Raw genomic sequence first — 7,001 nt, 5'->3', positions numbered from 1 at the left:
GTTTCACCGTTGCTTTCAACAATGTAATATCAATTTTCCATTATAGACGATATTTCGTGGGATTGCAAGTGTTCAAATAATTTGATATGATAATCGCTGCGAGGTGAGCAAGACGAATGAGGATGAGAAAGAAACCTAATTTAATACCGCGGATGGAACGCTGCGCAGGGGTGTTGATTCGGGAGCCGGAAGAACAGCGGGGGAGGTGGCGTACTCTTATGCCGCAGGCAGAAGAGCTGCGCTTGGAACTGGGGTGCGGAAAAGGGCGCTTCACAGCGGAGACGGCGGCATCCAATCCGCAGGCCCTTTTTATCGCTGTGGAACGGGTACCGGACGCCATGGTCATTGCCATGGAGCGGGTATGTGCGATGGGTTTGAAAAATGTGTTTTTTGTAGATGGAGATGCATCTGATTTGTCCAGTTACTTTACTCCTGGTGAAGTGGACCTGATCTACATCAATTTTTGTGATCCATGGCCGTCCAACCGCCACGCCAAGCGTCGGCTGACGCATCCGGATTTTCTGATGCGCTATCGTCAGGTGCTTCCGGAAGGGGGGACGATTCAGTTTAAGACGGATAATCGGGACCTTTTTGAGTGGTCCTTGTTTCAATTCCAGCGGTCAGGCTACATTCTTTCCGAAGTCACTCGGGATTTGCATGCTGGCGGCATCTGCGGCGTGATGACCGATTATGAGGAAAAGTTCCACCGTCTGGGAACTCCGATCAACCGCTGCGTAGCGGCTGTGGGACCGATACAGGCGGATGGCGAGGGCACAGCGCCGCAAGACCTGGAGCATGAGTGAAACGTCCTGCCGCAAGCGGTTTCTGCCGCTGAAAATTGGCATATTCGACGAAACGATTTTGCTTACATCCGGCGGGGCCTCTGCGTTATAATAGCACCAGACAAGAAAATGTAGATGTAAGTCCAGCTAAAAGCAGCGTGTGATCTGCCGGCAGCCATTGCCGCGGTGGAACACGCTGCTTTTTTGCGCTTACCCTAAGAGCGGAGGAATCTCAATGCAAGAAACCAACAATTCCGATTTGGCCGAACAACCGGTTGCCAAGCTGCTGCCGCGCTTTGCGGTACCCTGCGTGCTGTCGATGCTGGTCTCGGCGCTGTACAACATGGTAGAGCAGATTTTTATCGGCCAAAGCGTGGGATACCTGGGCAATGCGGCGACCAACGTGGTGTATCCGTTTACCGTAATCGCCCTGGCGCTGGCGCTGCTGGTGGGGGATGGCTGTGCCGCTCAATTGAGCCTGTCCTTGGGCAGCGGAGACACGGAACATGCGCACAAGTGTGTCGGCCACGGAATCGTACTCACCGGGGCGGCGGGCATCCTGCTGATGATTGTGGGACGGATCTTTACCGATCCGATTCTGAGATTGTTTGGGGTGACGCAGGCCAGCTATCCCTATGCCCGGGAGTATATGCATATTATCCTGCCCGGAATTCCATTTTATGTATTTTCCTCCGGCATGAACGCCACGATCCGGGCCGATGGCGCGCCTGGCTATTCGATGGCCGCTACCATTTTAGGCGCGGTGATAAACTTGATTTTGGACCCGGTGGCAATTTTTCGGTTGGATATGGGGGTGAAGGGTGCGGCGATTGCCACAATTTTGGGCCAGATTGCCTCCTGCAGTATGACCGCCTTGTATTTCCGGCGTCCCAAATCCGTTCGGTTTTGCGCATCCAGCTTCCGGCTGGAGGGCGGATTGACGCGGAAGCTCTGCCAGCTGGGCGTTTCCAGCTTTATCACCCAAATGGCCATTGTTATTATCATCAGTGTGGCGAACAACATGATCGTTCTTACCGGACCTGCCTCCCGGTACGGCGCCGACATCCCGCTGTCCGTAATAGGAATCGTTATGAAGGTGTTCGGCATCGTGGTTGTCTTTTCCGTACATCGGCTCAACTATGGTGTGGACGACTACAGGCGGGCCTTTGCGGCCTGCCAGCTGGTCGTTCGGGCCAATATCGCGGTAGGGGGAATCGCAATGCTGATCTTCGAACGGTACCCCCAGGCGGTGATCGCACTGTTTGGCAGTGAGAGCGCGCTCTATAACGAATTTGCAGAGCTGTGCTTCCACATCTTTTTGGGCGGAATTTTACTGACCTGCATCCAGAAGGCCAGCAGTATTTTCCTCCAGGCGATTGGAAAGCCGGCAAAGGCCGCGATACTATCCCTGTCGCGGGATGTGACGGGATGTGATTTTTTTGGCGCCTGGCATCGTGATCCTGTCCCAGGTGTTTGGCGTTACCGGGATGCTCTGGGCTGCGCCGGCTGCAGACGTGCTTGCATTCGGACTGACCGTGATACTGGTCGTGCCGGAATGGCATTTCATCCGCACCCGGGCGAACCAGCCGGAGCCATCGATGCCGGAAACAAGACCGCTTCCGGCGTGTGGAACGCAGGCTGTGTTTCCGGCAGGTGAGGAGTGACGCGCGTTCAGAACAGCGGCGTCTCTTCCGGTATCGAGACGGGGTGTTTCTTTACGCGGTAGCGAACCAACCGGCACAGGAGGGCAGCGGGTACCTGGAAAAGCGCGCGCGGGCGTTTGGAGGCTGCGGATGGCTTGCGCTCATCGGAACGCATACCCTCCGTGGACGAGAAGTGCGGATCAATAGAAGGGCGCCGTGTGTGCAGGGGCAGATACGGGGCCCTCTTCTGCTCCGGGCGAAGGTCAGCGTTCGCCGATGGCCTCCTCCAACTTTTTCAGGGCCCTTTTTTCAATGCGCGATACATAAGAGCGGGAAATCCCGCACTGGGCGGCGATCTCGCGCTGGGTGAGCGGGGGGCGGCCATTCAGGCCGTATCGGAGGATAATGATTTTGGCTTCCCGTTCTTCCAGACACTGCGTCACGCACTGCCGTACCTTCAGACAGGCGTCGCGGGCGTCCAGCTCTTCCAGCATATCATCGTCCACACAAATGACATCCATTAGAGACAGGGAACTGCCTTCGCCTTCCCCGTCAATGGAGTCCGATAGGGATACTTCGCCCTGCAGCTTACGCTGAGAACGAAAATGCATCAGGATCTCATTTTCGATACATCGGGAGGCATAAGTGGCAAGGCGCACATTCTTGTCCGGCTTGAAGGTGTTGATCCCCTTGATCAGACCGATGGTTCCGATGGAGATCAGATCATCCTGATCCCCGTTTTGGGTATAATATTTTTTGATGATATGCGCCACCAGACGCAGATTATGCTCGATCAGCTTATTGCGGGCGTCCATATCTCCCTTGGCGAAGCGGTCCAGATAGGCGCGTTCCTCCTCCGCCTTCAGCGGGCGGGGAAAGGAGCCTCCGCTTCCGCCGCCGGACAGGCGCAGGGTAAAAAAAAGGCTGTTCAGCATGAGCAGGACCCAGGCAGTCAACATCTTGCCACACCTCCGTATCGACAGACTATTCCGGGCGGGCCTGTCTTTATACCCGGGGATTCCTTTGAAATTCGGCAGCGCCGCTGACGGCGGCCGATTCCCCAAACCTCGACAAAAATGACGGAAATCCTGCGCGGACTTTTGGGGTAAACGTCAAATTTGCAAAAAGTCTGTCCAGGGCATTTACGAATCGCCGTGCAGCGGCTATAATTTATTTTGGTTTGAAATGTGCAGGGGAAAGAAGAAATTTGACAAGGCAGTCAGATTTGGGGGAAGAACATGAGTATTGCGGACGTAGTCGCCATGCTTGGCGCCATCGCAACCTTCCTGTTCGGTATGTCAACGATGACGGACGGCCTGGAGAAGCTCTCCAGCGGCCGTTTGGAAAATGTGCTGGAGCGGTTGACCAGCAATGTCTTCAAAGGCGTTTTGCTGGGCGCGGTGGTCACCGGACTGATCCAGAGCTCGGCGGCCACCACGGTTATGTGTGTCGGCTTTGTCAACGCCGGGATCATGAAGCTCAGTCAGACGGTGGGCATCATCATGGGCGCCAATATCGGCACCACCGTGACGGCGCAGCTGCTGAGCCTGGGGGATATCTCCTCCGACAACCTTCTGCTGACGCTGCTCAAGCCGGCTTTTCTGGGGCCGATCCTGGCGGCGGTGGGCATCCTGTTTTACATGTTCATCAAGGGCGGGCGGAAGCGGACCATCGGCCAGATCGTGCTGGGTCTGGGCCTTTTGTTCATCGGCATGAAGACCATGGAGAATGCCGTGGCGCCCCTGCAGGCGATGCCGGAGTTTCAAAGCCTCTTCGTGGCGTTTTCCAACCCGGTGCTGGGGGTGATGGTAGGGGCGCTGGTCACCGCCCTGATCCAGAGCTCGTCCGCCTCAGTGGGCATCCTCCAGGCGGTCAGCACCACGGGCATCGTCTCCTTCAACATCGCCATGCCTCTGATCATGGGGCAGAATATCGGCACCTGTATCACCGCGCTGCTGTCGGCCATTGGGGCCTCCAAAAACGCAAAGCGCACTGCGGCGCTGCATTTGTCGTTCAATATCATCGGCACCATCGTTTTTATGGCGCTTCTTTACGGCGGAAACGCGCTGTTTCACTTCCCGTTCTGGGAGAACGTGATGGACCGCGGTTCCATTGCCAACCTGCATCTGGGCTTCAACCTGGGCTGTACGGTATTGCTGCTGCCCTTCCATAAGCAGCTGGTCAGGCTGGTCGAACATTTGGTTCCCGGGGATACCGACGAGCGCGAGCTCTCCGTACTGGACGACCGCTTTCTCGCCTCTCCGTCGCTGGCTCTGGAGAAGGCCCATGACGCGGTGGTGCAGATGGGGGATTTCGCACGGGACAATCTGAAGCTGTCGGTGGAGCTCATCAAGCGCTTCGACGCCAAGAAGCTGGAGCGGCTCAACGAGACGGAAACCGCGCTGGACAAGCTGGAGGGACTTCTGGATAACTATCTGGTCAAGCTCACCGACCGGGCGCTGACATCGGAAGAAAGCATGAAAGTCTCCGAACTGCTGCATACCTTGTCCGACTTTGAACGGATCGGAGACTACGCGGTGAACGTATCGGAGAGCGCCGTGATCCTGCACGAGCGCGGCATCGCCTTTTCCGTTCAGGCCCAGGCGGAGCTGGACGGGCTCACCGATGCGGTGATCGAGACCATGGATAAGACCATGGCGTGTTACGAGACCCGGCAGCGCTACCTGGCGATCCAGGTGGAGCCGCTGGAGGAAGTGGTGGACCTGATCGCGGATGATCTGAAAAACCGGCATGTGGAGCGCCTGAAAGACGGCGAGTGCACCATTGAGCTGGGCACGCAGTTCCTGGAGCTGCTCATCAATCTGGAACGGATCTCCGACCATTGTTCCAATGTGGCCCTGCGTATCGTACGGCAGACCGCCTCCAAGGACGATATCGTCCGTATTGATTCCCACGCTTACATGCGGGAGCTGCACCACGGTTCCGACCGGGAGTTCGATCAGCTCTTTCAGCAGTACCGCGACAAGTATTACGTACCGATCGAGGAAGAGACCAGATAAGAAAACAAGCGCCGGAGCGAAACGCTCCGGCGCTTGTTTTCTTATTCGGTTACATCAGGCGCACCGTGTAATAGACCGCCATGATGAGCAGCCAGGCCACCATCACGCCGTACAGGACCGGCAGGCTTCCCAGCAGAAGCGCAGCCACCAGTACGGCGGCCACCACGATACACGTCACATAGAGCATGGCGTAGTTGGCGTTTTTGGGGAACAGGCGAAGTTCCTTGCCGCCCAGCTTCAGTATGCCGCCGCTGGTCTGGAGCTTGCGGGAAAAGAGCAGAGCAGCCGCCAGAATGACCGCCAGCGCCACCGCGTAACCATAGGCGATCAGGGCGGAGAGATCGGCCCGGGGCACCAGATGGACGGCCAGGATCCCCAGAGCGCTGAGCACGGCAATCAGGAAAAATTCATGCTGATAGAGGTAGTAGATCAGCGCCAGAACCGCCACCGCCGGGACGGCGATGTAAAGGAACTGGATGCCGGAGGCGCGGAACACCGCGATGACCACCGCGCAGACCGCCAGCGCTAAAGCGATCAGGGTCAGCGCACCAGAAAGACGGGTACCCTTTCCGCTGCGCCGGGCAGACCGGTACCAGGCCAGCAGTGCAAGGAAGCAGAGCGGCAGCACGATGCCAAGGACCGTGAATACCGTACGCAGGGCCTGGGCCAGCGCAATGCCGTCGGGGGTGTAGTAACTGTAGAAACGATTGAGCAGCAGGAGCAGAAACTCCAGGACCACCGCGCCCACGATCCACCAAAGGACCTTGTTCAGGACCACGTCCTCCTGGCGCTCACGCTGCATTTGCTGTTCCTTCTTGTTCATGTATCCATCTCCTGTGGCTGGGATGCCTTAATTTTGCCGTCGCCGCGAGCGAAGCGCGGTGCGGCCGGAAATCATCAATCTCATACATTCTAACAGAAAACGTGCCGCTTTGCAAGATGGAATGCGATGGATCCCTTTTACCTTATTTGTGCATTTAGAGCACCTTTCGTCGAAATAACAGGGGTAGCTTCAAAACCGAAGCTACCCCTACAAACGGATTTACTTTACTTATCTTTCGTGTTTCTAAAAGCAAAGAAAACTCCCACAATACCGATCAACACTCCCAACAGAGCAACTGGCAGATCAGCAATACTTCCAAATATAGTGCTGTTCAATTCATCGCTTGCACAACAGAGTAAAATCCCAAAAAGCACAAGTACTATGCCTTTTATTTGCTCTTTCATAACGATCTCCTTTACAAAAAAGAATTTGTTGCTTTTGAATACCTGCATGTATTTTATCATGCAGGCAAACTATTTTCAATGTATGGTCAAAATGCCAGAGATTTTAAGCTGTAAGAGTACAATACATATTGGACAGTCGAATAAAAAGGATGAAGGAAATGGCCTCATGGGATAAAGTTGAGTTACCACACAACAACTTGATGAGAGGGGGCCATATCCTTCATGAGCAAGCGTATAACACAAGACATGGCGTATCGGCAATCCCTGATGAAATACGCGGAGAACTACGGGGTCAGCCGCGCCAGCCGGAAGTACAACAAGAGCCGGTC

General features: G+C 55.6%; 6 protein-coding genes. 3 read left to right on the top strand and 3 right to left on the bottom strand.

All coding sequences use genetic code 11. From position 1 onward, the window contains the following. Window positions 1–116 precede the first annotated feature (116 nt). Both trmB and MR825_RS03870 read left to right on the top strand, forming a co-directional pair. Window positions 117–803 carry a tRNA (guanosine(46)-N7)-methyltransferase TrmB gene (gene trmB, locus MR825_RS03875; RefSeq protein ID WP_287879010.1) on the top strand — a complete coding sequence of 229 codons (687 nt, stop codon included), beginning with the start codon at window positions 117–119 and terminating at the stop codon, window positions 801–803. Between the two features lie 214 nt (window positions 804–1,017). Next, the gene (locus MR825_RS03870; protein ID WP_287879008.1) at window positions 1,018–2,439 is read left to right on the top strand and encodes an MATE family efflux transporter; all 1,422 of its coding nucleotides are present in this window, start codon (window positions 1,018–1,020) and stop codon (window positions 2,437–2,439) included. Window positions 2,440–2,688: 249 nt separating this feature from the next. Here MR825_RS03870 and sigK read toward each other — a convergent pair whose 3' ends face one another. Then, window positions 2,689–3,384, bottom strand: a complete 696-nt coding sequence (sigK, locus tag MR825_RS03865; RefSeq protein WP_287879007.1) for an RNA polymerase sporulation sigma factor SigK — start codon at window positions 3,382–3,384, stop codon at window positions 2,689–2,691. Window positions 3,385–3,663: 279 nt separating this feature from the next. Here sigK and MR825_RS03860 point away from each other — a divergent pair, with 279 nt between their 5' ends. Then, window positions 3,664–5,445, top strand: coding sequence for a Na/Pi cotransporter family protein (locus tag MR825_RS03860; protein WP_186908883.1), 1,782 nt, complete (start codon window positions 3,664–3,666; stop codon window positions 5,443–5,445). 49 nt (window positions 5,446–5,494) lie between these two features. Here the strand turns inward: MR825_RS03860 and MR825_RS03855 are convergent, their stop codons facing one another. Then, window positions 5,495–6,268, bottom strand: coding sequence for a hypothetical protein (locus MR825_RS03855; RefSeq protein WP_186908884.1), 774 nt, complete (start codon window positions 6,266–6,268; stop codon window positions 5,495–5,497). 224 nt (window positions 6,269–6,492) lie between these two features. Further along, window positions 6,493–6,672, bottom strand: coding sequence for a hypothetical protein (locus tag MR825_RS03850; protein ID WP_186908886.1), 180 nt, complete (start codon window positions 6,670–6,672; stop codon window positions 6,493–6,495). Between the last annotated feature and the right edge of the window lie 329 nt (window positions 6,673–7,001).

Source organism: Lawsonibacter sp., from assembly GCF_022777125.1.
Lineage (GTDB): Bacteria > Bacillota > Clostridia > Oscillospirales > Oscillospiraceae > Lawsonibacter_A > Lawsonibacter_A hominis.
The sequence above is the reverse complement of the archived record's forward strand: the minus strand, read 5'-3'. Positions and strand labels throughout refer to the sequence as shown.

Coding starts and splice junctions, on each gene's coding strand:
- sigK (WP_287879007.1), bottom strand. CDS start 3,384: ATGTTGACTGCCTGGGTCCTGCTCATGCTGAACAGCCTTTTTTTTACC.
- MR825_RS03850 (WP_186908886.1), bottom strand. CDS start 6,672: ATGAAAGAGCAAATAAAAGGCATAGTACTTGTGCTTTTTGGGATTTTA.
- MR825_RS03855 (WP_186908884.1), bottom strand. CDS start 6,268: ATGAACAAGAAGGAACAGCAAATGCAGCGTGAGCGCCAGGAGGACGTG.
- MR825_RS03870 (WP_287879008.1), top strand. CDS start 1,018: ATGCAAGAAACCAACAATTCCGATTTGGCCGAACAACCGGTTGCCAAG.
- MR825_RS03860 (WP_186908883.1), top strand. CDS start 3,664: ATGAGTATTGCGGACGTAGTCGCCATGCTTGGCGCCATCGCAACCTTC.
- trmB (WP_287879010.1), top strand. CDS start 117: ATGAGGATGAGAAAGAAACCTAATTTAATACCGCGGATGGAACGCTGC.